General features: G+C 66.1%; 28 protein-coding genes and 1 tRNA gene. 17 read left to right on the top strand and 12 right to left on the bottom strand.

Features of this window, described 5'->3' with window-relative positions; all coding sequences use genetic code 11:
* Window positions 1-41: 41 nt before the first annotated feature.
* Genes Q9K01_RS08405 through purB form a run of 4 tightly spaced genes read right to left on the bottom strand, consistent with a single transcriptional unit; the run spans window position 42 to window position 3149 of the window.
* Window positions 42-674 carry a phosphoribosylanthranilate isomerase gene (locus Q9K01_RS08405; protein ID WP_305929758.1) on the bottom strand — a complete coding sequence of 211 codons (633 nt, stop codon included), beginning with the start codon at window positions 672-674 and terminating at the stop codon, window positions 42-44.
* Between the two features lie 7 nt (window positions 675-681).
* Window positions 682-1356, bottom strand: coding sequence for an orotidine-5'-phosphate decarboxylase (gene pyrF / locus Q9K01_RS08400; protein ID WP_305929757.1), 675 nt, complete (start codon window positions 1354-1356; stop codon window positions 682-684).
* Window positions 1353-1748: a LapA family protein gene (locus Q9K01_RS08395; protein ID WP_305929756.1), complete on the bottom strand. Its 396-nt coding sequence runs from the start codon at window positions 1746-1748 to the stop codon at window positions 1353-1355. Before Q9K01_RS08395 ends, pyrF begins: the two co-directional genes overlap by 4 nt.
* A gap of 60 nt (window positions 1749-1808) precedes the next feature.
* Window positions 1809-3149 carry an adenylosuccinate lyase gene (purB, locus tag Q9K01_RS08390; RefSeq protein WP_305929755.1) on the bottom strand — a complete coding sequence of 447 codons (1341 nt, stop codon included), beginning with the start codon at window positions 3147-3149 and terminating at the stop codon, window positions 1809-1811.
* 151 nt (window positions 3150-3300) lie between these two features.
* Here purB and Q9K01_RS08385 point away from each other — a divergent pair, with 151 nt between their 5' ends.
* Window positions 3301-6093: a DUF3857 domain-containing protein gene (locus Q9K01_RS08385; RefSeq protein WP_305929754.1), complete on the top strand. Its 2793-nt coding sequence runs from the start codon at window positions 3301-3303 to the stop codon at window positions 6091-6093.
* Window positions 6094-6118: 25 nt separating this feature from the next.
* Here the strand turns inward: Q9K01_RS08385 and radC are convergent, their stop codons facing one another.
* The gene (gene radC / locus Q9K01_RS08380) at window positions 6119-6832 is read right to left on the bottom strand and encodes a RadC family protein (protein WP_305929753.1); all 714 of its coding nucleotides are present in this window, start codon (window positions 6830-6832) and stop codon (window positions 6119-6121) included.
* 71 nt (window positions 6833-6903) lie between these two features.
* On the opposite strand from radC, the gene Q9K01_RS08375 reads away from it, so the two are divergent.
* The 8 genes from Q9K01_RS08375 (at window position 6904) to Q9K01_RS08340 (ending at window position 13563) form a co-directional block, all read left to right on the top strand.
* Window positions 6904-10125 (top strand): intermembrane phospholipid transport protein YdbH family protein, encoded by a 3222-nt coding sequence (locus Q9K01_RS08375; RefSeq protein ID WP_305929752.1) that lies wholly within the window; start codon window positions 6904-6906, stop codon window positions 10123-10125.
* A gap of 5 nt (window positions 10126-10130) precedes the next feature.
* Window positions 10131-10412 carry a YnbE family lipoprotein gene (locus Q9K01_RS08370; RefSeq protein ID WP_305929907.1) on the top strand — a complete coding sequence of 94 codons (282 nt, stop codon included), beginning with the start codon at window positions 10131-10133 and terminating at the stop codon, window positions 10410-10412.
* A 46-nt stretch (window positions 10413-10458) separates the two neighbouring features.
* Window positions 10459-10851, top strand: a complete 393-nt coding sequence (locus Q9K01_RS08365; RefSeq protein ID WP_305929751.1) for a YdbL family probable chaperone protein — start codon at window positions 10459-10461, stop codon at window positions 10849-10851.
* Window positions 10852-11007: 156 nt separating this feature from the next.
* Entirely contained in the window at window positions 11008-11370 is a 363-nt protein-coding gene (locus tag Q9K01_RS08360; RefSeq protein ID WP_305929750.1) for an AtpZ/AtpI family protein, read from the top strand.
* A 13-nt stretch (window positions 11371-11383) separates the two neighbouring features.
* Window positions 11384-12169, top strand: coding sequence for a F0F1 ATP synthase subunit A (locus Q9K01_RS08355; RefSeq protein WP_305929749.1), 786 nt, complete (start codon window positions 11384-11386; stop codon window positions 12167-12169).
* A 43-nt stretch (window positions 12170-12212) separates the two neighbouring features.
* Window positions 12213-12440, top strand: a complete 228-nt coding sequence (locus Q9K01_RS08350; protein ID WP_305929748.1) for a F0F1 ATP synthase subunit C — start codon at window positions 12213-12215, stop codon at window positions 12438-12440.
* A gap of 69 nt (window positions 12441-12509) precedes the next feature.
* Window positions 12510-13004, top strand: a complete 495-nt coding sequence (locus Q9K01_RS08345; protein WP_305929747.1) for a F0F1 ATP synthase subunit B family protein — start codon at window positions 12510-12512, stop codon at window positions 13002-13004.
* Complete coding sequence (locus tag Q9K01_RS08340; RefSeq protein WP_305929746.1) at window positions 12997-13563, top strand: F0F1 ATP synthase subunit B family protein; 567 nt, start codon at window positions 12997-12999, stop codon at window positions 13561-13563. Before Q9K01_RS08345 ends, Q9K01_RS08340 begins: the two co-directional genes overlap by 8 nt.
* 3 nt (window positions 13564-13566) lie before the next feature.
* Here the strand turns inward: Q9K01_RS08340 and Q9K01_RS08335 are convergent, their stop codons facing one another.
* The 6 genes from Q9K01_RS08335 to aroA all read right to left on the bottom strand — a co-directional run bounded on the left by Q9K01_RS08335 (window position 13567) and on the right by aroA (window position 19748).
* Window positions 13567-14541, bottom strand: coding sequence for an NADPH:quinone oxidoreductase family protein (locus Q9K01_RS08335; RefSeq protein ID WP_305929745.1), 975 nt, complete (start codon window positions 14539-14541; stop codon window positions 13567-13569).
* 27 nt (window positions 14542-14568) lie between these two features.
* On the bottom strand, window positions 14569-15324 hold the full coding sequence (gloB, locus tag Q9K01_RS08330; protein ID WP_305929744.1) for a hydroxyacylglutathione hydrolase: 756 nt from the start codon (window positions 15322-15324) through the stop codon (window positions 14569-14571).
* Between the two features lie 89 nt (window positions 15325-15413).
* Window positions 15414-17120 (bottom strand): 30S ribosomal protein S1, encoded by a 1707-nt coding sequence (gene rpsA / locus Q9K01_RS08325; protein ID WP_305929906.1) that lies wholly within the window; start codon window positions 17118-17120, stop codon window positions 15414-15416.
* Window positions 17121-17512: 392 nt separating this feature from the next.
* Window positions 17513-18145, bottom strand: coding sequence for a (d)CMP kinase (gene cmk / locus Q9K01_RS08320; RefSeq protein ID WP_305929743.1), 633 nt, complete (start codon window positions 18143-18145; stop codon window positions 17513-17515).
* Window positions 18142-18408 carry a CBU_0592 family membrane protein gene (locus tag Q9K01_RS08315; protein WP_422785302.1) on the bottom strand — a complete coding sequence of 89 codons (267 nt, stop codon included), beginning with the start codon at window positions 18406-18408 and terminating at the stop codon, window positions 18142-18144. The genes cmk and Q9K01_RS08315 overlap by 4 nt, the downstream gene beginning before the upstream one ends.
* Entirely contained in the window at window positions 18408-19748 is a 1341-nt protein-coding gene (gene aroA, locus Q9K01_RS08310) for a 3-phosphoshikimate 1-carboxyvinyltransferase (protein ID WP_305929742.1), read from the bottom strand. The genes Q9K01_RS08315 and aroA overlap by 1 nt, the downstream gene beginning before the upstream one ends.
* Window positions 19749-19980: 232 nt before the next feature.
* On the opposite strand from aroA, the gene Q9K01_RS08305 reads away from it, so the two are divergent.
* From Q9K01_RS08305 to Q9K01_RS08280, 6 genes are all read left to right on the top strand, one after another.
* Entirely contained in the window at window positions 19981-20304 is a 324-nt protein-coding gene (locus Q9K01_RS08305) for a TIGR02300 family protein (RefSeq protein WP_305929741.1), read from the top strand.
* 91 nt (window positions 20305-20395) lie between these two features.
* Window positions 20396-20471 (top strand) — tRNA-Ala (locus Q9K01_RS08300).
* Between the two features lie 171 nt (window positions 20472-20642).
* Window positions 20643-22133: a signal recognition particle protein gene (ffh, locus tag Q9K01_RS08295; RefSeq protein WP_305929740.1), complete on the top strand. Its 1491-nt coding sequence runs from the start codon at window positions 20643-20645 to the stop codon at window positions 22131-22133.
* A gap of 33 nt (window positions 22134-22166) precedes the next feature.
* Window positions 22167-22685: a 30S ribosomal protein S16 gene (rpsP, locus tag Q9K01_RS08290; protein WP_305929739.1), complete on the top strand. Its 519-nt coding sequence runs from the start codon at window positions 22167-22169 to the stop codon at window positions 22683-22685.
* A gap of 33 nt (window positions 22686-22718) precedes the next feature.
* Window positions 22719-23204: a ribosome maturation factor RimM gene (rimM, locus tag Q9K01_RS08285; RefSeq protein WP_305929738.1), complete on the top strand. Its 486-nt coding sequence runs from the start codon at window positions 22719-22721 to the stop codon at window positions 23202-23204.
* Window positions 23205-23264: 60 nt separating this feature from the next.
* Window positions 23265-23963: a DUF5818 domain-containing protein gene (locus tag Q9K01_RS08280; RefSeq protein WP_305929737.1), complete on the top strand. Its 699-nt coding sequence runs from the start codon at window positions 23265-23267 to the stop codon at window positions 23961-23963.
* On the opposite strand, the gene Q9K01_RS08275 is transcribed toward Q9K01_RS08280, so the two are convergent.
* Entirely contained in the window at window positions 23960-24880 is a 921-nt protein-coding gene (locus Q9K01_RS08275; RefSeq protein WP_305929736.1) for an NAD(P)/FAD-dependent oxidoreductase, read from the bottom strand. The two genes, Q9K01_RS08280 and Q9K01_RS08275, sit on opposite strands and share 4 nt — an antisense overlap.
* A gap of 97 nt (window positions 24881-24977) precedes the next feature.
* Here Q9K01_RS08275 and trmD point away from each other — a divergent pair, with 97 nt between their 5' ends.
* Window positions 24978-25730, top strand: a complete 753-nt coding sequence (trmD, locus tag Q9K01_RS08270; protein ID WP_305929735.1) for a tRNA (guanosine(37)-N1)-methyltransferase TrmD — start codon at window positions 24978-24980, stop codon at window positions 25728-25730.
* Between the two features lie 13 nt (window positions 25731-25743).
* Window positions 25744-26112: a 50S ribosomal protein L19 gene (rplS, locus tag Q9K01_RS08265; protein WP_305929734.1), complete on the top strand. Its 369-nt coding sequence runs from the start codon at window positions 25744-25746 to the stop codon at window positions 26110-26112.
* The last annotated feature ends 47 nt before the right edge of the window (window positions 26113-26159 follow it).

Raw genomic sequence — 26159 nt, 5'->3', positions numbered from 1 at the left:
GAAGTCGAGACAGCTTGCGTTTGTCCCTGCGCACCGCGAGTTTACGCGCTCCGCACGGCCTCGCAGAAGGCGCGGATCAGGTCGACGCTCTTCTCGCCGGGCGCGGTTTCCAGCCCGCTCGAGGCATCCACCAGCGGCGCTCCGGTGGTGGCGATCGCCGCGGCGACGTTGTCGGGCGTCAACCCGCCCGCCAGCGCCCAGGGCATGAACGGCTCCCAGCCCTGCAACAGGTCCCACTGGAACGAGACCCCATTGCCGCCGGGCAACGACTTGGCCGGTGCGTCGAACAGCAGCAGATCGCAGCAGTCCTCGAACTGGCGCGCGCGTTCGAGCGTCGCGGCCTCGCGCAGACCGAGCGCGCGCCAGGTTTCGGTCTTGATCGTCTTGCGCACCAGCGCCATCCATTCGGGCGTCTCGGAGCCGTGGAACTGGATCACATCAGGGCGCAGCGCCTCGTAGCAGCGCGCGAGATATTGCGGCTGCATCGCCACGGTCACCAGCACCAGCTTTACGCCCTCGGGGACCCGGCGGCGCAGCTTGGCGGCGTCTTCCAGCTCGATGTGGCGCGGGCTCTTCTCGTAATGGACCAGTCCGACATGGGTCGCGCCGGCATCGATGGCGGCGTCCATCGTTTCGGGCGTCGAGAGCCCGCAAATCTTGATCTGCGTGGTCATGGGTATCCTACAATGTCGCTTCGATGTCTCTCGCCGCCTGCCGGGGATCGGCAGCCCGGCTGATCGGCCGACCGATCACCAGCACGCTCGCTCCGTCGTCGCGCGCCTGGCGCGGGGTGACGATGCGCTTCTGGTCGCCCGCCGCGCTGCCCGCGGGGCGCAGGCCCGGGACGACCAGGAAGCCATCCTTCCATTCGCGATGCACGGCCGCGACCTCGCGGCCCGAACACACGATTCCGTCGAGCCCGGACTCGCGCGCCAGATCGGCAAGGCGCATGACATGATCGTGAGGCGAACCTGCAACCCCGGTGCGCGCGAGATCGCGCTCGTCGAGGCTAGTGAGCATGGTCACCGCCACCACCTTGCACTGTTCACCGGCGGCCGCCTTGGCATCCTCCATCATCGCGCGCCCGCCGCTGGCATGGACGGTGACGATGGCGGGCTCGAGCACAGCCACGGCCTGCATGGCCCGCGCGGCAGTATTGGGGATGTCGTGCAGCTTGAGATCGAGGAAGATCGGCAGGCCGAGATGCGCAATGTCGAGCACGCCGTGATGGCCGTGCGCGTAGAAGAATTCCATCCCCAGCTTGACCCCGCCGATATGCGGCTTGGCGCGCTCGGCGAGCGTATGCGCTTCGTCAAGCCGGGGTTCGTCGAGCGCGAGATAGACTGGATTGCTCATGGGTTGGTCGTCACTGGCGAGGAAGTCGAAGGAGTTGGCGAAGTCGGCGCCGGGCTCAGCGGAACGGTAGATTCAGAGGTTGGCCGCGTAGGCGCCGGGTTGGCCACCGCATCGGGCTGCGTCGGCGCGCGCGAGCGGCTGCCGACCCGCGCCGCCGATTCCAGCGCCGCGATGCGCCGTTCCAGCCGCCATTTGGTACCGCGATGGATCAGCCACATCGGCACCAGCCCCAGCAGGAAGGCGGCGATCGCCAGCGCCGGGATCTTGGTTTCCAGGACGGTGTTGGTCCAGATCGTCACTTCGACCGGTCGCCAGTTGAAGGCCGTAAAGACGAGCAGCATCACCAGAATCAGCACCCATACGAGCGTGCGAATGATCTGCATGGCCTCCATTCCTTCCTGCTTCGAGGCGCCGATGCTAGGCTCGGGCGACGATTGCGTAAAGCCGCAAGCTCAGCCTTCCGGCTGCTCATCGAACACCCGCGCGAACAACGTGTCGACATGCTTGAAGTGATAGTCGAGGTCGAACTTCTCCTCGAGCTCGCCTTCGGGCAGCGCGGCGGCGACCTCGGAATCCTGCTTGAGCAGGTCGAGCAATTGCAGCCGCCCGTCCGAGTCCCACACCTTCATGGCGTTGCGCTGGACGATGGCATAGGCGTTCTCGCGGCTGACCCCGGCCTGGGTGAGCGCCAGCAGTACCCGCTGCGAATGGACGAGCCCGCCCATCCGATCCATATTCGCCTGCATCCGCGCAGGGTACACCAGCAGCTTTTCGATGACCCCCGTCAGCCGCGCGAGCGCGAAATCGAGCGTAACGGTGGCGTCGGGGCCGATAAAGCGCTCGACCGAAGAATGCGAGATGTCGCGTTCGTGCCACAGCGCCACGTTCTCCAGCGCGGGTAGGGCATAGGCGCGGATCATCCGCGCCTGCCCGGTGAGGTTCTCGGTGAGGATCGGATTGCGCTTGTGCGGCATTGCGCTCGAACCCTTCTGGCCGGGCGAGAAATATTCCTCCGCTTCGAGCACCTCGGTGCGCTGGAGATGGCGGATCTCGACCGCCATCCGCTCGATCGATCCGGCGACCACCGCCAGCGTGGCGAAATACATTGCGTGGCGGTCGCGCGGGATCACCTGGGTCGAAATCGTCTCCGGGACCAGTCCGAGTTTCTGGGCGACATAGGCTTCCACCTCCGGATCGACATTGGCAAAGGTGCCGACCGCACCCGAGATCGCGCAGGTGGCGATCTCGGCGCGCGCATCCCAGAGCCGGGCGCGGCAGCGTTCGAACTCGGCATAGGCCTGTGCCAGCTTGAGGCCGAAGGTCACCGGCTCGGCGTGGATGCCGTGGCTGCGCCCGATGGTGGGGGTGTATTTGTGCTCCATGGCCCGGGTCCGAAGCGCGGCGAGCAGCCCGTCCATGTCCTCGAGCAGCAGATCGGTGGCGCGCGCCAGCTGGACTGCCAGCGTGGTGTCGAGCACGTCGGAGCTGGTCATGCCCTGATGCATGAACCGCGCCCAGTCCTGCCCCGAATGCGCCGCGACCTGTTCTGACACCCAGGTGAGGAAGGCGATGACATCGTGCTTGGTGACCGCCTCGATCGCGTCGATCGCCTCGACATCGATTTGCGGGTCGGTGGCCCACCAGTCCCACAGCGCCTTGCCGGCTGCTTCCGGCACCACGCCCAATTCGCCCAGCTTCTGCGTCGCATGCGCCTCGATCTCGAACCAGATGCGATATTTCGCCTCGGGTTCCCAGATGGCGGTCATGGCGGGGCGGGCGTAACGGGGGACCATGGGAAACTCCGGGGGCAGGGGGATCGCTGCGCGGCTAGAAGGCCGCTGCCCGCTTGGCAAGTCGGCTGCATTCGCCAGACGATTGATCTTTGCGAGACTACGGGGCAGTGTCGCTCGAAGCCGGGGTGGGACGCCCGGTCGGGGGAACAGCATGCAATTCAACAGGGTCGCCGCCGCGCTTGCCACATCTTGCGCCGCCTTTATCGTCTTTCCGGCCTACGCCGGGGAGGTTCCGCTCTACGACACGCCGCCCTCCTGGGCCGAGGTCGCCGAGCTGGATGAGATGCGCGAAAGTCGCAATCCGCTGCTGCTGGCGGAAAAGCAGGTGCGGTTGGAAGAAGGGCGGCTGTGGGTCTACACCGACGCTGCGATCAGGCTCGATTCTCCGGAAATGCTGACGCAGATGGGGACGCTTCAGACGGCGTGGTTCCCGGACAAGGGCGATCTGACCGTCCACCGGGTCGAATTGCTGCGCGGCGACGAGGTGATCGACGTGCTGGCCGGCGGCACTCGCTTCGAGGTGCTGCGGCGGGAGGCGCGCCTTGAGCAGCGGGAGCTCAACGGTCTGCTGACTGCGACGATGCCGCTTTCGGGCGCGCAGATCGGCGATGTGCTGCGGATGGCTTTCTCCACAACAGTATCCGATCAGGCGCTGGGTCGCGAGGTTCAATGGACCGACCAGCTGATCGCCGAGCCGATCCCGCTGGAGAATGGCAGGGTAGTCGTATCCTGGCCCGAGGAATTGGACATCGAATGGAAGATCGGCGGTGTCGACGCCGAAATTGTCCCGCAAACCAGCGGCGGATATCGCGTGATCGATATCGATCTGCCGTTGGCCAAAGCACCCGAAAAGCCCGACAGCGCTCCGTTTCGCTATCTGCTGGGTCCGATGGTGCAGGTCACCAGCTTTGCGGATTACGCCGAAGTCTCCGCGGTGATGGCGCCGCTCTATCGCACCCAAGGCACGATCGCGCCGGATAGTGCGCTGGCCGCCGAAGTCGCGGAGATCGCTGCGCAGACCGACGATCCGCTCGAGCGCGCTGCGCTCGCAACCCGTCTCGTGCAGGACAAGATCAGCTATCTCGCGAACGGGATGGCGGGAGGCAATTATCTCCCCCAGTCGCCGCAGGAAACCTGGGATTATCGCTACGGCGACTGCAAGGCGAAAACCTATCTCCTGCTCGCGATGCTACGCGACCTCGGGATCGACGGCGAGGCTGCGCTGGTTCGCAGCAATGGCGGCGATGCGGTGGCCGAACTGTTGCCGATGGCGAGCAGTTTCGATCACGTCATCGTGCGCGCCTGGATCGCAGGCCGGAACTACTGGCTCGACGGGACGAGTGCCGGCACCCGGCTGGCGAACATCGACGAGGTCCCCCGTTTCTTTCACGCGCTTCCGCTGCGCGAAGGCGGCGCGGAGCTCGTCGAACTGGACGAACGCCCTCAATCCATGCCGGACCAGGTGATCCGGATCACACTGGACCAGAGTGCCGGGGTCGGGGTTCCCGCCCTGTTCGATATCGAGATCGTCCGCAGCGGGTCGATGGGTGCACAATTGCGCTCGACCGCCGATCTGGACGAAGGCAAATTGCAGCGCGACGCAGTCTACAAGGTCGTCGCTTCCGAGCTCGGCCCGGTGCAGATTGTCGACTACACGGTTGCCTATGACGACCAGCCCGGTCTGGCGACAATCACCGCGAGCGGGGTGATGACCTCGCCCTGGAAACAGGAGCGCGGCATCTACGAACTCTCTCCTCCGGCCCAGGTGGCGGCGCAGATCGACTTCGACGCCTCTCGTGCCCGCTCGGAATGGCGGGACATTCCGGTGCGTTTGAACGGCCCCTATTACGTCGCGACCGAGCTCGAGATATTGCTCCCGGAAGCGGGCGAGGGCTTCACCCTTCGCAATGCCGAGCCAATCGAACAGGAGATCGGCGGGGTCGAAGTTCGTTCGGATGTGACGCTGACGGGAGAGAGGTTGACGCTGAGTCAGTCGCGACGCGCCTATCGTGAAGAACTGCCCGCCTCGGAACTGACGGCGGTCAAGCGCCAGTTGGCGCAACATCTGCGGGCACTCCCAATCGCCCGCGCGCCCGCCACCACACGGCGTCAGTGGGATTACGGCACCGACCGATCGGCGCTTGCCGCTCTGGAAGAAGCCTACGCCGCGCTAATCGAGGATGCGGAGGAATTCGACAGCTCCGCTCTGATGAACCGCGCCGCCTTCCGCAGCGGTACGTTCGATCACGCAGGCAGCATCGCGGACTATGATGCGGCCATCGCCATGGACCCGACAGCCGATCTCTACTTCGCCCGCGCCAGCGCTCGCTTCATGCTGGGCGAATTGGAGGCGGCCCTGGAGGATCTTCGCCTGGCCGAAGATAGCGAGCCGGACGGCAGCACCTATTCCAGCCAGATCGAGATGCTTGGTCTGCTCGGCCGTGGTGAGGAAGCCCGGGCTCTTGCCGAGGATTATGCCGCTTTTGCCGAAGCACCGCACGAGGCGGACGAGGTTCTCGGCGTCGCCTTGGGATGGGCTGGAAATCCTCGAGAGGGAATCGAACTGATCCGTTCCACGCTCGCCGCCAGGCCGGGCGATGGCGATCTGCTCAACACGCTGTGCTGGGAGAGCGGCAAGTGGAATCTCGTGACCGCCGAGGTTCTCGAAACCTGTGTCGGGGCGGTCGAGAAATCCGACTTCTCGCCGTCCGCGCTCGATAGCCGGGCACTGGCGCATTATCGCCTCGGCAATTACGAAGCGGCTCTGACCGATGCGAACGCAGCGCTGGGCGAATACCGCGAGATGCCCGACACCCGCTTCCTCAAGGGCCTGATCCTGATCGCCATGGGAGACAGAAAGGCCGGACAGGCCTCGATCGCGGAGGCCAAGATCATGAAGCCGAGCGTCGAGCGTCAATATGCCGCCTGGGGGCTGACGCCCTAGCTACTGGCCTCTCGAACCCTTGGTCCTAGATCAGGCCCTTCGCCCGTAGGGAAACATGGCTGTCGCCCCCGACGATCACATGGTCGTGGACGGTGATGTCGAGATGGCGACCGGCCTCGGCGATGCGGTTGGTGATGTCGATATCGGCGCGGCTGGGTTCGGGGCTGCCGCTGGGGTGGTTGTGGACCAGGATCAGCGCGGTGGCGCCGATGTCGAAGGCCTTGCGGATCACCTCGCGCGGATGAATCGCCGCCTGGTCTATCGAACCTTCGCTGGCGAGATGGTCGAGCACGAGGCGGTTCTGCGAATTGAGGAACAGCACCCGCACGCGCTCGTGGTTGAGATGCGCCATGTCGAGCGCGAGGTAATCCAGCAGCGCCTGCCAGCTGCCCAGCACCGGCGCGTTCTGCACCCGTCCCCTGGCCATACGCCGCGCCGCGAGCGAAACGCTCCGTAAGGCTGCGGCACCGGCGTCGCCGACACCCTTGACCTGCTTCAATGCCGCCGGCTCCGCGCTAAGCACCGCGGAGATCGAACCGAAATGCGCGATCAGCGCCTTCGCCGTAGGTTTGGTGTCGCCCTGGCGTGCCGCAGCGAAGAGCAGGAATTCGAGCAATTCGTAGTCGGCAAGCGCATCGGGGCCACCGGCAAGCAGCCGCTCGCGCAGCCGGGCGCGGTGACCGCTGCCGGGATGGCCGCTGCCGGGGTGGATCGGTTTTCTGCCCGTCTCCTGCGGCAATCCCTTTGCTCCGCTCGACGTTGATCGACGCTGCATTGCCTTTCACCGGGCTTGCGCGCAAGGGCAGGCAAATGGACGGGGCCGATACCCAAGCGACCGCAGAGGCGGAGCAGCCTCGCGAACGGCGGTCGCGTTGGCGCAAGAAACGCTGGATGGGTCCGCTCGGCATCGTGCTGGCGATGCTGCTGGCGGTGCTCGCCACATGGCTGATGCGCGAACGCATCGCGGGCGACATCATCGAGGACCAGCTCGCGCTCTACGACATCCCTGCGAGCTACGACATCGCCGAGATCGGCGCGCAGAGGCAAATCCTGACCAATATCGTGCTGGGCGATCCGGCGCAGCCCGATTTCACCGCCGAACGCGTGGAACTGCGCCTGCGCCACCGTTTCGGCACCCCCACGATCGAGCGGGTTATCCTGTTCAAGCCGCGCCTCTACGGGGTGCTGCGGGGATCGACGCCGAGTTTCGGATCTCTCGATCCGCTGATCTTCGCCGAGACCGACGGGGAGCCGGGGCTGCCCGAGCTGAATCTCGCGGTGCGCGACGGGCGTGGGCTGCTCGAGACCGCTTACGGTCCGATCGGCATCAAGCTGGAGGGCGAGGGCCGGATCGACGACGGTTTCTCCGGAATCGCCGCCGCCGCCGCACCCGCGCTCGATCTGCCCGGCTGCGCGCTGCGCCAGGCGAGCGTCTATGGCAGGCTGACGACCGCTGATGGCGAACCCGCCTTCACCGGTCCGGTTCGGCTTGGCTCGGGAGCGTGCGGTGCGCTCACGCTGGCGCAGTTCGCAGCGGGTGTGCGGGCGAAGGCGAGCTCGGATCTCAGGGATTTCAGCGGCCGCGCATCGCTGCAGTCGAGCCGAATCGCCGGCAGCGGCTTTTCGGCGAAGGGGCTCGACGGGACCATGCGCGCAAGCTGGCGCGATGGCATCTTCGCCGCGAACCACACCCTGGCGCTTCGCGGCGTCGATACGCCGCAAGTGTCCGGTGCGCTTCTGACGCTGGAGGGCACCGCGCGCGCGACATCTGGCTTCGCGAATGCGACCTGGAGGGGCGATGTCGAGGCGAATGGCCTGCGCCCCGGGCGTCAGGCCGAAGCGGCACTGTCGGGACTGGCGGGGACGGGGGCGGGCACACTGGTCGAGCCGATCGTTCGCCGGATCGCTGCGGCTTTGCGGCGCGAGGCGCAGGGAAGCGCTTTCACCGCAGACCTGACCGCGCGTCGGAAAGAGGGCGGGATCGCGCTGTTTATGGCACAAGGCGAATTGCGGGGGGGCAGTGGCCGGAAACTCGTGTCTCTCTCGCAGATCCAAGCCAGCCAAGCAGGGGAGGCTCCGGCGCGGTTCTCGGGAAATTTCGCCATGGGCGGTTCGGATCTGCCCACCATGAGCGGCCGCATGGAGAGCGGCGGTGCCGGCGCGTTGGTTTTCCGGCTGGCGATGGCGCCCTACGAGGCGGACGGTTCGGAGATCGCCATCCCGCGGCTGGCGCTGGCCCAGCGCGCCGATGGGGGCTTCGACTTCACCGGCGAGGCCCTGATGAGCGGCGCGCTCCCAGATGGCTCGGGGCGCGAGTTGCAGTTGCCGCTTTCGGGGCGGTGGTCGCCCGGTCGCTCGCTGGCGCTGTGGCGGGAATGCACGGACATCCGCTTCGCGCAGCTGCAATTCTCCAACCTCAATCTCGATCGGCAGTCGTTGACTGTGTGCCCGCCGCCGGGTCGCGCAATCGTCGAGAACGGACCGCAAGGCGTGCGGATCGCGGCGGGCGCGCCCCGGCTCGATCTTGCGGGCAGGCTGGGCGCCACGCCGATCCGTCTGTCCGCCGGCGCGGTCGGTTTCGCCTATCCCGGGGTCCTCACCGCACGTCGGATCGATGCGTCGCTGGGCCCGGCGGACACCGCCAGCCGCTTCGCCATAGATAACCTCGATGCCCGCTTCGGCGATGTGATCGGGGGTCGGTTCGCCGACGCCGACGTCACGCTCCACGCGGTACCGCTCGATATTCGCGGCACCAGCGGCGAATGGCGCTATGCCGAGGGACAGCTGGATCTGACCGGCGGCAGCTTCCGGCTGGTCGATCGTGCGGAGCCCCACCGATTCGAGCCGCTCGAAGCGCGCGAAGCACGGCTCACGCTCGTCGAAAACATCATCACCGCCTTTGCCGAATTGCGCCATCCGGGCAGCGACCGGGTGGTGACCGCGGTGGATATCCACCACGATCTTTCGACCGGTCGGGGCGAGGCGGAGCTTGCCGTGGCGGGGCTGCGATTCGATCGTCAGCTACAGCCCGACGATCTCTCGCGGCTGGCGCTGGGCGTGATCGCAAATGCCGATGGCCTGATCGCGGGTACCGGCCGTGTCGAATGGGACGAGGCCGGCGTCACCAGTTCGGGGGTTCTCGAAACCGAGGAATTCGATTTCGCGGCTGCCTTCGGTCCGGTGCGCGGAGCCAGCGGCAGGATCGTGTTCACCGACCTGCTGAGCCTGACCACGGCTCCCGATCAGCGATTGAGCATCGGATCGGTCAATCCCGGGGTCGAGGTCACTGATGGCACGCTGGATTTCGCGCTTCGCGATTGGACATTGCTGTCGGTCGAAGGCGGGCGCTGGCCGTTCATGGGGGGCGAACTCATCCTGCGCGAGGTCGATCTCAATTTCGGGATCTCGGAACAGCGGCGCTATGTCTTCGAGATCGTCGGGCTCGATGCGGGGGTCTTCGTCGAACAGATGGATATCGGCAATCTGGCGGCGACGGGCATTTTCGACGGCACGGTCCCGATCGTCTTCGACGTCTCGGGAAACGGCCGGATCGACGAGGGCGAACTGGTCTCGCGCGCGCCCGGCGGCAACATCTCCTATGTCGGCGAGCTTACCTACGAGGACCTTTCGCCGATGGCCGATTTCGCCTTCGACGCGCTGCGCAGCCTCGACTATTCGCGAATGCGCCTGGTGATGGAGGGGCCGCTGACCGGCGAAATCGTCACGAGGGTGCGGTTCGACGGGATCAGCCAGGGTGAGGGCACCGCGAGCAATTTCATCACCCGGCGGCTGGCGCGTCTGCCCTTGCGGTTCCGGATCAACATCCGCGCGCAATTCTATCAGCTCATCAATTCGATGAAATCGCTCTACGATCCCGCAGCGGTGCGCGATCCTCGCGAACTGGGGCTGCTGTCCGACGACGGCAGCCGGTTGATCCGGCGCGAGATCACCGGCGAGGAAGCGGGACCGGAAGACGACCCGGACGATCCGTTCGCGGCGGAAGTCACCATTCAGGAGCAGGAAAGCGAGTGAGCGCTATGACAGGGCAAGAATTGACGGGCCGCGCGCGGCTTGCGACACCCGGCATCATGCAGCGGGCATGGGCGCAGGGGGTGGACAGCCAGCGGGGCCGCAAGGCGGGCGCAATCGGAAAGGCGTTGCCGATCTTGGGCGCGCTGGCGCTGGGAGGATGCATCACGGTCAACGCGCCCGAGGACGCGATCGTCATCGAGCTCAACGTGAACATCCGTCAAGAGGTGATCTACCGGCTGGCCGCCGATGCAGGCAATACGATCGAAGAAAACGCGGACATCTTCTGATCCGCAGTGCTAGACCGACCCGCGCGACATTCGCACCAGAGGTGACATGATGAACAGACTGACCAAATCGGCGCTGGGTTTTGCCGGCGCGACGCTCGCCCTCGGCGCGCTTGCTGCGCCTGCTTTCGCGCAGCGCGATCCCGCCTACGACAACGCCCGCTCGGCCGGCCATGTCGGCGAGAAGATGGACGGCTATCTCGGGATCGTGGTGCCGGAAACCGAGGCTCTGCGGCGGATCGTCAACAGCATCAACATCAAGCGTCGGGCGGTCTATTCGGACAAGGCGCAGGCCGCCAATGCGACGCTCGAGGAATACGCTTTTGCCGCCGGATGCCAGGCGATCCTCAAGACCGTCCCGGGGGAAAAGTACCAGGCGCCCGACGGCAGCTGGCAGACCCGCGGTCCCGGCGCACCCCAGCGCGATCCGCGCTGCCCCTGAACGACGCGGCGCAGCCGGGTGGTGCCGGCCCGCCTACGATAGGGCTTCTCACGGGCGCGCCGCGTGTTGACTCGTTTCCGACCCCCGCCTAAGGGGTCGGCGCCCTCGGCGGGCGGCTTTGCCCGTGCTGCGCATTCCCATCAAACGGAGGCTGGCATGAGCGACGAGAAGCCCGCAAGAGAACCCATCGGCGAAGATGCGCGGATCGACGCGCTCGAGGCGCGGCTCAAGGCCGCACGCGAGCGGGAAGAACAGCGCAACAAGCCGCGGAGTTCGGGTGCCGATGCGAATTACAGCAGCGGCAACCGCGTTCTGGCCGATTTGCTCGGCGGGATTCTCGGCGGTCTGGTGCTCGGCTGGTTGTTCGACTGGCTGTTCGGCACCTTGCCCTGGGGCCTGTTGACCGGACTGTTCCTCGGGATAGTCGTGGCCTTCAGAAACGTCATTCGTTCCGCGAGCAGGAGTTCGGACGAGCGTACCCGTGACGGGAACGCACCGAACTCGGGACCACAGGATTAGGGATTTTCTTCAAGTGGCAGAAGAAGCCAAGGTCGATCCGATGCGCCAGTTCACGATCGAGCCGCTAGGCGGCACGTCGGAATGGGAAGTCGCGGGCTACGCCATCCCCTTCACCAACAGTGCACTGTGGATGCTGATCACCACGGTGGTGCTGTTCGCGTTCGTGCTGCTGGGCATGAAGCGCGAACTCGTGCCCGGGCGCTGGCAGATGATGGTCGAGAGCCTGACCGGGTTTATCGACGACATGCTTGAAGCCAATATCGGCAAGGCCGGGCGCAAATACGTGCCCTATGTGTTCAGTCTGTTCATGTTCATCCTGTTCGCCAATCTGCTCGGGCTGATGCCGCTGGGCGTGGTGGGCGTGCACCCCTTCACATTCACCAGCCATTTCACCGTTACCGGTATCCTCGCGGTCATCTCGTTCTCGATCGTACTTGGGGTCGGTTTCTGGAAGCACGGGCTCAAGTTCTTCGGTCTGTTCGTGCCGCACGGCACCCCGCTGCCGATGATCCCTTTCATCGCGCCGATCGAGTTCATCTCCTTCATGGTGCGCCCGTTCAGTCTCGCACTGCGACTGTTCGTCGCGATGATGGCAGGTCATATCCTGCTCGAAGTGCTGTCCAGCTTCGTCATCGACGGCAGCAACGCAGGCTACGGCTTCGCCCTGCTGGTCGGCGTACCCAGTTTCATCCTGATGATCGGCATCTGCGCGCTGGAATTGCTCGTCGCCGGCATCCAGGCCTATGTCTTCGCGCTGTTGACTGCCCTGTACATCAACGACGCCGAGAACCTTCACTAAGCCTCAAGAACCACCTACGACGTTCACACGAAAGGAATATCTCATGGAAATGGAAGCAGCCAAACTGCTCGGTGCCGGCCTCGCCGCAATCGGAGCCGGACTCGCTTCGCTCGGCGTCGGCAATGTCTTTGCCAAGTATCTCGAAGGCGCTCTGCGCAATCCGGGTGCCGCCGACGGCCAGCAGGGTCGCCTGTTCATCGGCTTCGCCGCCGCCGAACTGCTCGGCCTGCTGGCCTTCGTCGTCGCGATGATCCTGATCTTCGTCGCCTAAGACACGAACACAATCGGGCGCGGGCCGGGGTTCTTGCTCCGGCCCGCGGCCGCTGCAAGAGCACGCCTCATGCCCCAGATTGCCCAAGCCGCCGAAACCTTCTCCAGCCAGCTGTTCTGGCTGCTGGTGTTCTTCGGCCTCACCTTCTTCGTGATCGGTCGCGGCATGGTGCCGCGGGTGATGGAAACCGTGTCGATGCGCGACAAGCAGATCTCCGACGATCTCGCTGCCGCGCAACTCGCGCGTGACCACGCCGATGCGGAAGAAGAGGCATGGCGTGAACGTGAGAATGCCAATCGTGCGGCTGCGCACGACCTCGTCGTCAAGGCCAAGGCCGATGCGGCGAGGAAATCCGAACAACACCTCGCCGAGGCGCAGGAGCGGCTCGATACGCAGCTGGCCGAGGCCGAGCAGCGGATCGAGACTGCGCGGACCGAAGCCATGAACGAGGTCGAGATGGTCGCCGCCGATGCCGCGCAGGACATCGTCCGGCGGCTGGCCGGGGTCGAGGTAAGCCGGCCGGTTGCAACCCAGGCCGTTAAGGAATCGCTTGCTCATGGCTAACGCTCCCGAAGTTTTCGCCACCGAAGCCGGCGCGGCCTACACCGAAATCGACGCCGGCGCGGCCAAGCACATCGAACCCACGCTGATGGGGCTGGCGCCCTACCAGTGGGTCTCGATCGCGATGCTGGTGCTGCTGCTCATCGCCTTCTTCGGCGCCAAGGTGCACAAGACCATCGCCGGCGGGCTCGACAGCCGGATCGCCGCGATCCGCGAGCAGCTCGACGAAGCCAAGAAGCTGCGCGCGGAGGCCGAGGCCCTGCGCGACGAATACGCCGCCAAGATCGCCGACGCACAGAAGGATGCCGAAGCGATGCTGGCCAATGCGCGCACCGAGGCCGGTGCGGTCCTCCAGCGGGCGGAAGAAGATAGCGCGGAAATGGTCGCGCGTCGCCAGCGGATGGCGGAGGACAAGATCGCCGCCGCCGAACGCGATTCGATCGAAGACGTGCGCAATCGCGCTGCACGGGCGGCGACCGCTGCCAGCCGCAAGCTGATCTCCGAAAAGCACGATGCCGCCAGGGATCGCGAACTGGCCGACGAGATCATCTCGGGACTGTAGGCTTTACGGTTCGAGGACGATCTTACCGACGATCTCGCCGCGCTCCATCGCCTGAAAGGCTTCCCGCCAGTCGGCGAGCTGCAGAATCCGGTCGATATGCGGGGCGATTTTGCCGGCGCTCGCCAGTTCGTCGATGGCCGCGGCGATCTGCCGGCCACGTTCGGGAAAGCGGCGGGCATATTCGCCGGCGCGCACTCCCACGACAGAGAACCCCTTGATCAGCGGTATGTTGACCGCGATCTCGGGTATCCGCCCGGCGACGAAGCCCACCACCAGCAGTTTGCCGCCGAATGCGACGCAGCGCGTGCTTTCATCGAAGACATCGCCGCCGACTGGATCGAAAACAAGATCGCAGAGGCGGTCTCCGGTCAGTTCGGCCACTTCCTCGCGGAACCTGCCGGTGTTGAGGATGGTCGCGTCGGGCCGGGCGATCGCCCCCAGCGCGTCGCGCTTGTCGCCCCGGTGGGTGGCGGCGATCACCCTCGCTCCCAGCGACCGCGCCAGATCGCAGGCCGCCAGACCGACCCCGCCGCTGGCCCCATGGACCAGCACCGCCTGGCCCGCCTGCAATTGTCCCAGTTCGACCAGCGCCACATAGGCGGTGTGGTAGGCAGCGCCCATCGCGGCAGCCTGCGGATAGGATAGGCCGTCTGGCACGGGACGGAGCGCGCCGGGGGGCAGGGCGGCGTATTCGGCGAACGCTCCGGTCTTGGCGCCGCCCATGACACGATCGCCGGCGGCAAAGCCGCTCTCGGCGTCGGCTTCGACGACATCGCCCGCCATCTCGAGACCCGAGACGAACGGCAGCGGCGGTTTGAACTGATACTCGCCGCGCGTCATCAGCAGGTCGGGATAGTTGAGCGAGGCGGCGCGGACCCGCACCAGCACTTCGCCGCGGCCCCGCTCCGGCCGCGGGATATCGGCCAGCGCCAGTCCGGAAAGATCGGGGCTGAGCGCGGTTACCCGGAGCGCCTTCAAGAGCGGACACCCACCGCCTGATCCAGGCTAGAAATTGTCCTTGCCTGCGCGCAGCGCGGCGAAGGTCTGCGCCGGGTCTTCTCCCCCCCATCGTGCCTGCAAGGCGGGCTCGTCCGCGCGCAGGAAGGGGTTGGTCGCAAGCTCGCGGTCGAGCCGGGTGGGAACGGTCGGCTCGCCGCGCGCGCGCTTGTCGTCGATCTCCTGCGCATAGGTCTGCAATGCCGTATTGCCGGGATCGGCGTGGAGCGCGAAGCGGGCGTTGGCCTGCGTGTATTCATGCGCGCAATAGAGCACCGTTTCGGCGGGGAGCGCCTTGATCCGCTGGAGACTGTCCCAGAACTGCGCCGGCTCGCCCTCGAACATCCGCCCGCAGCCCAGCGCGAAGACGCTGTCGCCCACGAAGGCGATGCCGTCCGCGGGCAGATGATAGGCGATGTGGCCATTGGTGTGGCCCGAGACGTCGATCACCCGCGCCTCGTGTTCGCCCAGCATCACCACATCCCCCTCGGCAATTTGGCGATCGATCGGTGCCAGCCGCTCGACTTCCTGAGGCGCAATCACGGTCGCGCCGGTCGCCTCGACGATCGCCGCATTGCCGCCCGCGTGATCGGGATGCCAGTGGGTGTTCCAGATCTGCGTGATCGTCCAGCCCTTGGCCGCAGCCTGGCGGAGGTATTCCGCGCCGTCGGGGGTGTCGATCGCCGCGGTCTCGCCGCTGGCGGGATCGTGGAGCAGGAAACCGTAATTGTCGGTCAGGCAGGGGAATTGGTGAATCTGGAGCATGGCGCAATTCTACGCGGCCATTCCCAAAAGGAAAGGCCCGCCTTCCCCGATGGGGAGGGCGGGCCTTGCCGTTCATTGTCGTGAGCTTCTTACGATTCGTCGGACTTCTTCAGCGCGGCACCGAGGATGTCGCCGAGCGAGGCGCCCGAGTCGGACGAACCGAACTGCGCCACGGCTTCCTTCTCGTCGGCGATCTGACGCGCCTTGATCGAGAAGGTCGGCTTCTTGGAACGATCGAAGCCGGTGACCAGCGCATCGATCTTCTGGCCGGTCTGGAAGCGGTCGGGACGCTGCTCGTCGCGGTCGCGGCCGAGATCCGAACGCTTGATGAAGCCGGTCGCGCCGTCTTCGCCGACCTGCACTTCGAGCCCGCCATCGCGCACTTCGAGGACGTTGACGGTGACCGTCTCGCCCTTGCGCAGCGAACCGGTGGCGGCGCCTTCGCTCGGCGCACCCTTTTCGAGCTGCTTCATGCCCAAGCTGATGCGCTCCTTGTCGACGTCGACGTCGAGCACGATCGCCTCGACCTCTTCACCCTTGCGGTGAAGCGCCAGCGCGTCTTCGCCCGAGATGCCCCAGGCGATGTCGGACATGTGGACCATGCCGTCGACGTCGCCGGGCAGGCCGATGAACAGGCCGAACTCGGTGGCGTTCTTGACTTCGCCCTCGACCTTGCTGCCGACCGGATATTTCTCGGCGAAATCGTCCCACGGATTGCCCTGGGCCTGCTTGAGGCCGAGCGAGATGCGACGCTTCTCGCTGTCGACCTCGAGCACCATCACGTCGACTTCCTGCGACGTGCTGACGATCTTGCCCGGGTGGACGTTCTTCTTGGTCCAGCTCATCTCGGAGACGTGGACGAGGCCTTCGATGCCGGCTTCGATCTCGACGAAGGCGCCGTATTCGGTGATGTTGGTCACCGTGCCGGTGAGCTTCATGCCGATCGGGTACTTGGCGCCGACGCCGTCCCACGGATCGCTTTCCAGCTGCTTCATGCCGAGGCTGATGCGCTGGGTTTCCTCGTTGATGCGGACGATCTGGACGGTCACGGTCTGGCCGATCTCGATCATTTCGCTGGGGTGGTTGACGCGCTTGTAGCTCATGTCGGTGACATGGAGCAGGCCGTCGATACCGCCCAGATCCACGAAGGCACCGTAATCGGTGATGTTCTTGACGACGCCGTCGATGACCTGCCCCTCGGCGAGATCGTTGATAAGCTCGCTGCGCTGTTCGGCGCGGGTTTCCTCGAGCACGGCACGGCGCGAGACGACGATATTGCCGCGGCGACGGTCCATCTTGAGGATCTGGAAGGGCTGCGGCATTTCCATCAGCGGGGTGATGTCGCGGACCGGACGAATATCGACCTGGCTGCCGGGCAGGAACGCCACGGCGCCGTCGAGATCGACGGTGAAGCCGCCCTTGACGCGGCCGAAGATGCGGCCCTCGACGCGCTTGCCTTCGCCGAACTCGCTTTCCAGCTTGTCCCAGGCGGCTTCGCGGCGGGCGCGGTCGCGGCTGAGCATCGCTTCGCCATCGGCGTTCTCGACGCGGTCGACATAGACTTCGACTTCGGAGCCGACGGCCAGGCCGTGCTCTTCGGTGCCGCGCATGAACTCCTTGAGATCGACGCGGCCTTCGCTCTTGAGGCCGACATCGATGGTCGCCATGCCATTGTCGATGGCGGTGACAGTGCCCTTGACGACGCGGCCTTCGAAGCCGCCTTCATCGGCAGAGCCGAGTTGCTCGTCGAGCATTTTCGCGAAATCGTCGCGGGTGGGATTGGGCGCAGTTGCCATGCGTGGGGTGGTCCTGTTCATTCGAATTTCCGGCCGCCGGTTCTACCGGGGTCTTTTCTCCACCGAGGCGGAATTGCCATCGGTGGGCCAAGAGGCCGTCGTTTTGCGCGGGGCCGGTTGCCGTCGCGCAAGCTCTCCGAGCGGAACGGGATGGCGGCGAAAAAGCGAGCGGCGGGGCGCGGGGCGCCCTCGGAAACATCGGTCCTGTCGCTTGACCTGCCGCGGACCTATTCTGTCCGTCGAACGGCGGCGCGCTTAGCCGAAGCGGGTGCTGTAGGCAAGCGAAATGAGGCGGGTGGCGGGATGGTCGGACACATCTGACACGGGCATCGCGAGACTGTTTGGCGACCCGTTGTTGGAGTGCCCCAACGGCAATCCTAATCCCGGCGCCTTCAGCGCTTCGCGTCGCCCATTGCGAAAGTCACAGCCTCGATCGCGGCGGCGATCGCCTCGTCGCGGTCGAGCGCGCTGGTGTCGATCACCATCGCGTCCTCGGCGGGGCGCAGCGGGGCGACCGAACGGTTGCGGTCGCGTTCGTCGCGGCGGCGCAGATCGTCCTGGATCTCGATCAGCGCAACCTTCACCCCGCGCTCGCGCATTTCGAGGAAGCGGCGGTGCGCGCGCGCCTCGACGCTGGCGGTGATGAACAGCTTGGCCGCGGCTTCGGGAGCGATCACCGTGCCGATGTCCCGTCCGTCGAGCACCGCGCCGCCATCTTGCGTGGCAAAAGCGCGCTGACGGGCGAACAGCGCCTCGCGCACTGGCGGGTGGACGGAGACCCGGCTCGCAAGCCCGCCGGTTTCCTCGTCGCGCAGCACCGGATCCTCGAGCAGCGCGTCCTCGAACCGGCAGGCGGCCAGCGCATCGTCGGGATCGCCGGGATCGCCCCCGGCCAGCAGCACCTGCCGCCCGACTGCGCGGTAGAGCAGCCCGGTGTCCAGATGCGGGACTCCGAAATGCGCCGAAAGCGCTTTGGCGATGGTGCCCTTGCCGCTGGCAGTGGGGCCGTCGACGGCGATGATCATGATCTACTCCTGTGGTCGCGAACCGCCTTTGCCAAGCCCCACAGCGCGATCGCTGCCCAGAATCCTTCCAGCACCAGGCTGGGCCAATTCGTGTGGACCACCAGCGATACCGTCAGCAGCGCCGCCCCGGCGAGATTGGTGCCATGCAGGAGGAAGGGGTTGGGTTCGGGTTTCCAGGTGAGATAGGCATAGGCGGCGATGATGCAGGCCATACCGAGAAAGCCGACGAAAGTGGCGACATCGGGGTGGATCATCGCCGCCATCACTGCGCGGCCCGAGCCAGCAGCTTGAGAAAGCCCGGAAAGCTGGTGGCGATTGGCGCGGCATCGTCGATTGCGACGCCATCGGTGCTGGCAAGCCCCGCCACCGCCATGCTCATTGCAATCCGGTGATCGAGCCGAGTGGCGACCGGCCCGCCACCCGCGAGCGGTCTGCCCGCCGAGCCTTCGATCACCAGCCCGTCCGCGCGCTCCTCGACGCCGGCGCCCACTGCGCTCAGCGCCGCCGCCATGGTCGCCAGCCGGTCGCTTTCCTTGACGCGCAACTCCTCCAGCCCCGAAGTGACCGTGCGCCCCTCGGCGAGCGCGGCGGCGACGAACAGCACGGGGAATTCGTCGATCATGCTGGGCGCGATAGCGGAATCGACCTCCACCCCCTTGAGCGCGGAATGCCGCACCCGCAGATCGGCCACCGGTTCGCCGCCCACCTCGCGGCACTCGAGTTCCTCGATCGATCCGCCCATTGCGCGCAGCACGCGGAAGATGCCGTCGCGAGTCGGATTGAGGCCGACGTTCTCGATCACCAGATCGCTGCCCGGCACCAGCAGCGCCGCAACCGCGAAGAAGGCGGCGGAGGAGGGATCGCCGGGCACGGTGAGCGTGCAGGGGGTCATGTCGCAGGGTCCGTGGATCGCGATGGTGCGCGCGCCGTCCCCATCCTCGGTGTTATCCTCGCCGATGGTTACATCGACCCCGAATGCCGAGAGCATCCGCTCGGTGTGATCGCGCGTCGGCACGGGTTCGATCACCGTGGTGATCCCCGGCGTGTTGAGCGCCGCGAGCAGCACTGCGCTTTTGACTTGCGCGCTGGCGACGGGGAGCCGGTAGGTGATCGGCACCGCCGGATGCGCGCCTTCCATAAGGATGGGCAGCCGGTCGCCGCCGCGCGCGGTAAAGCTCGCGCCCATCTGAGAGAGCGGCGCGATCACTCGCGCCATCGGCCGCGCGGAAAGGCTGGCATCGCCGGTGAAGCTGGCCTGGAAGCCGTGGCTGGCGAGCAGGCCCATCAAGAGTCGGGTCGAGGTGCCGCTATTGCCCATCTCAAGCGGAACAGCCGGTTCGAGCAACCCGCCGACGCCGACGCCATGGACCCGCCAGCGCCCGGCCTCGTCCTTCTCGATCCTAGCGCCCATCTGCTGCATCGCGCGCGCGGTGGCATGGACGTCCTCGCCCTCGAGCAGACCGTCGATCAGCGTCTCGCCGATCGCCAGGCTGGCGAACATCAGCGCGCGGTGGCTGATCGACTTGTCGCCCGGAACGCGGATGCGACCGGTGAGCGGGCCCTGGGGGACAAAGCGATGGGTGGAGAAGCGGTGAGCGGACACGCGCGGCTTTCGCTTGGTTTGGAGGGCGCGCGAGCAAAGCAGGCTTGCCGCGCGCCGAGGAGGGCGGGTAGGCGCCGGTCTTTGACAGTGGCATCGCCATCTGGCAAGGCGCGCGCGCAGTCGATCGCGCGCCCGATATCCCGTCTTGATTCTGGGTCAGCGCGATCCCATCACGTATGTAACAAATCATTCAACCTCGCCGCGACCGGCGGGGTCCAGCCAAGGATTACACATGGTCAAACCGGAATGGGGCACCAAGCGGACCTGCCCGAAATGCGGCACCCGCTTCTACGATCTGGGCAAGGACGAGCCCGCGACCTGCATCGAGTGCGGCGAGGAATGGAATCCCGAACCGGTTCTCAAGTCCAAGCAGCCGATTCCCTTCGAGGAAGAGAAGAAGGAGAAGGAAGGCGAAGCCGACTCCGATCTGGCCGATGACGATCTGGAAGACATCGACGAGGACGACGATTCGCCCGACAACGAGGTCGATCTCGGCGGCGACGACGATCTCGGCGTGTCCAAGGGCAAGGGCGACGAAGACGCCGAAGAGAGTTGATTTAGCGGTTGCAAAAGGGGAGCGTCCTGCATAAAGGGCGCTTCCCGCAAGGATAGTGCACCCGCAAGGGCGCGATATCCGCGAAGTGATTGGGGCCTTAGCTCAGCTGGGAGAGCGCAACACTGGCAGTGTTGAGGTCAGCGGTTCGATCCCGCTAGGCTCCACCATTTCCCATCACGCCGGGTTCCGGCGAGATGGCGAAGACAGAAAAAGTCGGCTCTCTCTATAATGAGGACCGCACGCTGGCCGACGAGGTTTCGTCCGCCGGCGTTTTTCGCTTATGGTCGGGGCATCGCGCGCGGCAGCGCCCGGTGCATTCGAAGAGGAGTTGGTGCAGCATGTTCGACAATCTGTCAGATCGGCTCGGCTCCGTCTTCGACAAGCTCAAGGGCCGCGGCGCGCTGTCCGAACAGGATGTCCGCGACGCGATGCGCGAAGTGCGGATCGCGCTGCTCGAGGCCGATGTCGCGCTCCCCGTGGTGCGCCGCTTCATCGATGCGGTCACCGAAAAGGCGATCGGCCAGGACGTGCTGCGCTCGGTCACCCCGGGGCAGCAGGTCGTCAAGATCGTCAACGACGAGCTGATCGAGATGCTCGGCGGCGAAGAGCCCGCCACGCTCAATCTCGATGCCAAGCCCCCGGTGGTGATCATGATGGTCGGCCTCCAGGGCTCGGGCAAGACCACCTCCACCGCCAAGATCGCCAAGCTGCTCAAGGAGAAGCACGGCAAGAAGGCGCTGATGGCCTCGCTCGATGTCAATCGTCCGGCGGCGCAGGAGCAGCTTGCGGTGCTCGGCCAGCAGGCCTCGGTCGCGACGCTGCCGATCATCGCGGGCCAGCAACCGGTCGATATCGCGCGCCGCGCGATGGAAAGCGCCCGGCTGCAATCCGCCGATGTGCTGCTGCTCGACACCGCGGGCCGGCTGCATGTCGACGAAGCGCTGATGGCCGAGATGAAGGCGGTCGCCGGGGTGTCCACCCCCACCGAAGTGCTGCTGGTGGTCGACAGCCTGACCGGGCAGGACGCGGTCAATGTCGCCAAGAGCTTCACCGACGAGGTGCCGCTGACCGGCGTCGTGCTGACGCGGATGGACGGCGATGCGCGCGGCGGCGCGGCGCTGTCGATGCGTTTCGTCACCGGCAAGCCGATCAAGTTCGCCGGCACGGGCGAGAAGCTCGACGCGATCGAGGCTTTCGATGCCAAGCGCGTGGCGGGCCGCATTCTCGGGATGGGCGATGTCGTCAGCCTGGTCGAAAAGGCCGCCGCGGCGGTCAATCAGGAAGACGCCGAGGCGCTCGCGCGCAAGATGGCCAAGGGCCAGTTCGATCTCGACGATCTGCGGATGCAGTTGCGCCAGATGCAGAACATGGGCGGGCTGGGCATGCTCGCGGGCATGATGCCGGGAATGAAGAAGGCCAAGGCGGCGATGGCTTCCAGCGGGATGGACGACAAGGTGCTCGTCCACATGGACGCGATCATCGGTTCGATGACGCGCAAGGAACGCGCGAACCCCGCGCTGCTCAACGCCAAGCGCAAGAAGCGCGTCGCGGCGGGCAGCGGGCGGCAGGTGCAGGAGGTCAACAAGGTGCTCAAGATGCACCAGGAGATGTCCCGCGCCATGAAGCAGATCAAGAAGATGGGCGGCTTGAAGGGCCTCGGCGCGCTGTTCGGCGGCGGAGGCATGGGCGGTATGGGTGGCGGTATGCCCGGATTGGACGGCCCCGGCCCCGGCGGACTCCCCGGCATGGGCGGGGGCAGCAAAAGCGGCCCGAGCGTCGATCCGAACACCCTCCCGCCAGACCTGCAGAAGCTCTTAAACAACAAGTAAATTCAATCATTTCCCTTTGAAAGGTACGATCCAATGGCAATTGCACTTCGTCTCAGCCGTGGCGGCGCCAAGAAGCGCCCCTATTATCGCATCGTGGCGGCCGACAACCGTTCGCCTCGCGACGGCAAATATCTCGAGCAGATCGGCGTCTACAATCCGCTGCTCGCCAAGGACGATCCCGCCCGCGTGACGATCAACGAGGACCGTGCGCGTCACTGGCTCGAAGTCGGCGCGCAGCCGTCCGACCGCGTGGCCCGCTTCCTCGACGCCGCGGGCGTCCGCGAGCGTGCGGCGCGCAACAACCCCAACAAGGCCAAGCCGGGCGAGAAGGCCACCGAGCGCGCCGAAGAACGGGCGGCCAAGGAAACCGAGCGCAAGGAAGCCGAAGAGGCGGCCAAGGCCGAAGCCGCAGCCAAACCTGCCGAGGAAGCCAAGGCTGAAGAGGCACCCGCCGAGGAAGCCGCTGCCGAAGCACCTGCCGATGAGGGCGCTGCTGCCGAAGCCACCGATCTCGCCGAAGAAGCCAAGACCGAGGACAAGGCGGAGGGCTGAGCCTTCCGTCCGAATCCGCAATCCGAGCCTGACATGTCCGACAAGCCCGTCACCCTTGCCGCCGTCACCGGTGCGCATGGCGTGGCGGGCGAAGTCCGTCTCAAGCTGTTCGGCGACGGCTGGGAAAGCCTCAAGCCGCACAAGGCGTTCAACGGCGGCGCGCTGACGCTCGCCAAGGTCCGCAGCGACGGCAAGGGCGGGGCGGTCGCCCGTTTCGCCGAAATCGCCGACCGCAACGCTGCCGAGGCGCTGCGGGGCACCGTGCTGACGGTACCGCGCGCCAGCCTCCCGCCGCTCGAAGAGGGCGAGTTCTATTTCTCCGATCTGCTCGATCTGGCGGTGGTCACCGATACCGGCGAGCCGGTCGGTCGGGTCAAGGCGGTCGAGAATTTCGGCGCCACCGATGTTATCGAGATAGAACGACCCGACGGGAAGGCCTTCATGGTCCCGCTGACGCGCGAGGCGGTTCCCGAGTGGGACGGCGAGAGGTTGATCGTCGCCGAGGGTTTCGTCGATTAGGAACTCCCGCCGAAACCGCTGCGTTGGGCGGATATGGCGATCTTTTCAAAAGCCCTAGTCTTGAGTTCCGCCGCGCTCCTTCTGGCGTGTTCGGAGGCCGGCCCCTCGTCTCCCGAGGTCGCTCCGCCGACGGTCGGCCAGGGCGAACCTGCAGCAGGCACCCGGCCGGCGGATCGGCCTCGCCCCGTCACGCTGGAGGGCAGGGTGGAGAGCGGCGTAGAATGTTCGCTCCTGCGAACGCCCGACGGCGAAACCTGGTCCTTCAATGCTCCGGACGGTGCCGACGAGATCGCCTCTGGCGACTACGTTCGGGTAACTGCCGAGATCGCCGACGCAAGCTTCTGCCAGCAGGGTCGCGGCACCTTGATCGTCGAGGCGATCGAGCGCGCCGATCCGCCCGCCAGAGATCGCGACCCGGCCCGCGCCGGGGGAATCGCCGTCACCTCGGAATATGTTCGCGGGAACTGGGTGGCGAAGGGAGTTGGCGCCGATTGTTCGCGGCCCGACTTCGCCGTCACGGCCAATTCGCGAGGGATGAGCATCATCGAGACCCGGATCGACGGGCTGCCCGAAACCGGCGTGGTCGATGTCGGCTCGACTCCCGGCTTGCAATGGGACGAGCCGATCCCGACGCTGCCGATCGAAACCCGAGGCCCCGACGGGCTCGCCGTTATGCCGCCCGACAGCGGTCAGGAGGTGACGCTGGCTGGCCACCCGATCCGAGGCGATGGCGTTGTTTTCGTGAAGTGCAGCGACTAGCGGCGGATTGGACGCTTCGCCGCGAGATGGTTGCGGATCGTCGTCGCGGCGACCCCGGCCTGGCCCATGGCGTGACTGATCTGGTCGAGCCCCACCACGACATCGCCGGCGGCGAACAGGCCGGGGACGCTGGTTTCCAGATGATCGTCGACCTCGATGCAGCCCGCCTCGCTGACACCGGCCCCGCACGCCACCGCGAGCCCTGAACGGATCCGCGATCCCAATGCGGGATAGATGCTGTCGAAGCGCAGTCGGCCCTCGGCGGTGTCGAAGCCGATCCCCTGCATATCCATCCCGAACTCGCCGCAGAGCCCGGCCACGCGTCGGATCCCCGCCTCGTCCAGCGCCGCGCTGCCTTCTTCCGACAGATCGTGGTCGCCATGGGGGCACACCAGCGTCAGATCGCTCGTGTAGCCGCGCAGGAACAGCGCCTCGGCGGTGCCGTGATCGCCGGTTCCCAGCACCGCGACACGCTTGTCGGTGACCTCGTAGCCGTCGCAGACGGGGCAACAGCGGATCAGTCCGCGTGCCAGCGCCTCGTCGTGGAAGGCGTCGTCCATTCCCTCGGGGCGGTTGTTCACCACCCCCGTGGCGAGCAGCACCGAGCGCGCGCGATAGCGCTCCTCGCCGCAATGGACGAGGAATACGCCGCCTTCGCACGATAGATCGGTCACCCGCTTCGGCTCGCGCAATGCACCGTATTTCGCCGCCTGCTCGCGCATCCGGTCGAGCAGTTCGTTGCCGTTGATGCCCTCGGGAAAACCGGCGTGGTTGTGGCTGGTCGGGATCCAGCTGGCGCGACTGGTGCCGCAATCGAACATCCGGATCGAAAGATGATACCTGGCCAGATAGATCGCCGCGGTCAGTCCGGCGGGGCCTGCGCCCACGATTATGCAGTCGTCGATCTCGTTACTCATGGCTCGGTGAACGCGCGGGATGGCAAATGGGTGCCCTTGGAGCTAGGCGGACCCACGTGAGAAGATTGTCGGATTTCGAAATGAAAGACAGTTTGCAATGAGTTTCGCCGCCAGCATCCTGACGCTCTACCCGGAGATGTTTCCCGGGCCGCTCGGGGTGTCGCTCGCCGGGCGCGCGCTCGAGCGGGGGGACTGGTCGTGCGAGACGCTGCAGATCCGCGATTTCGCCACCGACAAACACCGCACCGTGGACGATACGCCGGCGGGCGGCGGCGCGGGGATGGTGCTCAAATGCGATGTGCTGGCAGCGGCGGTGGATCATGCGGTGGCAAAATCGCGCGACAACGGAACGGGGGAAGCAGTTCCGATCCTCGCCATGACCCCGCGTGGGAAACCGATAACGCAGGAGCGCATTCGTGAGATCGCGTCCGGACCGGGTGTCGCTATCCTGTGCGGGCGGTTCGAGGGTTTCGACGAGCGCCTGTTCGAGGCGCGGCCGGAGATCGAGCAGGTGAGCATGGGCGACATCGTGCTCTCGGGCGGGGAGCCGGCCGCGCTGGCCATACTCGATGCTTGCATTCGGCTGCTTCCCGGAGTAATGGGCGCGCCTTCCAGCGGGGCCGAAGAGTCGTTCGAGAACGGCCTGCTCGAATACCCGCAATACACCCGACCTCAGCAATGGGAAGGGCGCACGATCCCTGAAGTGCTGCGGTCGGGGGATCATGCGAAAATCGCGGCGTGGCGCAAGGCACGCAGCGAGGACCACACACGGTTACGCAGGCCGGACCTTTGGGAGCGTTACAGTGACGCTCGGGACCGACCTGCCTCTGGCGCGCGGCGAAAAGACTAGAAAGACCAGGCATATGAACCTGATCCAGCAGCTCGAGGCGGAAGCCATCGAGAACCTCGGCAAGGAAATCCCCGAATTTCGCGCGGGCGACACCGTTCGCGTCGGCGTGAAGGTCGTCGAAGGCACGCGCGAGCGTGTCCAGAACTTCGAAGGCGTCGTGATCGCGCGCTCCAACCGCGGCATGGGTTCGAACTTCACCGTGCGCAAGATGAGCTTCGGCGAGGGCGTGGAACGCGTCTTCCCGCTCTATTCGCCGATCGTCGATTCGATCACCGTGGTCCGCCGCGGCATCGTGCGTCGCGCCAAGCTCTATTACCTGCGCGGTCGCACCGGCAAGCGCGCCCGTATCGCGGAACGCCGCGACAACGCCCCCAAGGCGTAAGGCTTTCGCCATCGCTCTACGAAAGGCGCTCCGGTCTCGTCCGGGGC

It is taken from the genome of Qipengyuania benthica (assembly GCF_030717865.1).
GTDB lineage: Bacteria > Pseudomonadota > Alphaproteobacteria > Sphingomonadales > Sphingomonadaceae > Qipengyuania > Qipengyuania benthica.
The sequence above is the reverse complement of the archived record's forward strand: the minus strand, read 5'-3'. Positions and strand labels throughout refer to the sequence as shown.